At 64.1% G+C, this 1,809-nt stretch carries 1 protein-coding gene and 1 pseudogene; one reads left to right on the top strand and one right to left on the bottom strand.

Annotated elements, in window-relative coordinates:
• On the top strand, positions 1–1,472 hold a 1,472-nt coding region (locus WBB85_RS20140), incomplete at its 5' end, for an aldehyde dehydrogenase family protein (RefSeq protein WP_432640371.1).
• 104 nt (positions 1,473–1,576) lie between these two features.
• Here WBB85_RS20140 and WBB85_RS20135 read toward each other — a convergent pair.
• Positions 1,577–1,809: pseudogene (locus WBB85_RS20135) on the bottom strand (hypothetical protein); the annotation flags it as partial.

Raw genomic sequence — 1,809 nt, 5'->3', positions numbered from 1 at the left:
CCCCCGGTTTTCGGCCAATGGCCGGTGTTCCGCGCGATGTCATCGACCCCGCGACGCTGGAGGTCGTGGGTCGAATAACCGAGGCCGACGAAGACGAGACAGCCGACGTGATCGATGCGGTTACCGCTGCCCAGGCCAGTTGGAAGCGGGTGGATGCAAAGTCGCGCGCGAAGATCCTGCACGATCTGGCCAATGTGATCGAGGCAACAGACCACAAGCGCGCCGCGATCCTGATGAGCCGCGAGATGGGCAAGCCCTTTCCAGAAGCGATCGGCGAGATCGCCAACTGCGCGCCGATCTTCCGCTACTATGCCGAGATGGCGCGGGACGAGGCGGGAAAGGTCGCGGGCACGACGCAGGCGGGATCGTTCCAGTATGCGCGGTATGAACCGCTTGGCCTGTCGGTCCATATCATGCCCTTCAACTTCCCTGTGCTGCTTATGTGCTGGACAGTCGCGGCCTCCCTCGCCGCCGGGAACGGCTGCATCGTCAAGCCGGCACCGGCGACGACGCTGTCGACGCTTGAGTTCATGAAGTGCTTTCGGAACCTGCCCGAGGGCCTTGTCGCCTGCCTGCCGGGCGGCGCGGCGCTGGCCGAAAAGCTCATCGCATCGCCCCGCACACACGCGGTCGCCTTCACCGGCTCGGTGGCGGCGGGCAAGGCCGTGGGGATGGCGGCGGCCACAGCGATGAAGCCCGCGGTGATCGAGGCAGGCGGCAGCGATCCGATGATCGTCTGCGAAAGCGCACCGCTCGACGTCGCGGCGGCTGGTGCGGTGACGGCGGCCTTCCACCTCTCGGGGCAGGTCTGCACCTCGGCGGAACGGTTCTATGTCGTCGATGCCGTACATGACGCCTTCATCGCGGCTTTCGCCGAAAGAACCCGTGCGCTGCGGATCGGCAATGGCCTTTCGAAATCCGAGATCGGCCCGCTCGTCTCCGAGGCGGCGCGCGAGCGGGTCGCGGGGCTGGTTGCGGATGCGGTCGCCAAGGGCGCGAATGTCGTCACCGGCGGGCGTGTTCCGCCCGATCAGAACCGGGGCTGGTTCTATGAGCCGACAATCCTGACAGGTTGCACCGAGGATATGGCGCTGTTGCAGTCGGAATGCTTTGGCCCGGTCGCCGCCGTCGTCCGCGTGCGTGATTTTGACGAGGCCGTTTCCCGGGCCAACGCCTCCCCCTTCGGGCTTGGCGCATCGGTCTTCACCACCAGTCTGGACGAGGCGATGGAGGCAGCGGAGCGGCTGGAGGCCGGCATGGTCTGGGTGAACAACCCGCTTATCGACAACGACGCCCTGCCGTTCGGCGGCTGGAAGGCCTCGGGCCTCGGGCGCGAACTCGGGCGGCAAGGGCTCGACGCATTCCGGCGCACGAAGATGGTCATCATCGACCACAAGCCGACCGTTCAGGACTGGTGGTATCCCTATCCTGACGACTGGTTTCTGGATGGCGGTGGCCGTCCGCTCGGCTGATGGAAGGCATTTGATCGTTTGTGCAATCCGCCTGCCAACGAAAAGGGCTATTCACGCTGCCCTGTGCACATAAAAGAGTCTGGAATTGGTCGGCTTGGCCAGACCTAAGTCGAAACCTCTCTACCCACGAGCTTTTCTTGTGGCCGCTTGGAAATGCCCGACAAGCCGCTGAGGCCCAACCAATCGCGTGACCTTTTGACGACTCCGTCATTACCAGTGAACTCGATGGCCCCCTCCCTCACCGCGTCATCGAGATCGCGCCATCCCATCCAGATGCGGGTCATTGTGCGAGAATCTGTCTCGACGAAAACATCAATCTCACGCCCAGGATCTACAT

This window comes from Albidovulum sp., from assembly GCF_049646345.1.
Lineage (GTDB): Bacteria > Pseudomonadota > Alphaproteobacteria > Rhodobacterales > Rhodobacteraceae > Albidovulum.
Note: the sequence above shows the minus strand (reverse complement) of the source record. Positions and strands in the feature narration are given on the sequence as shown.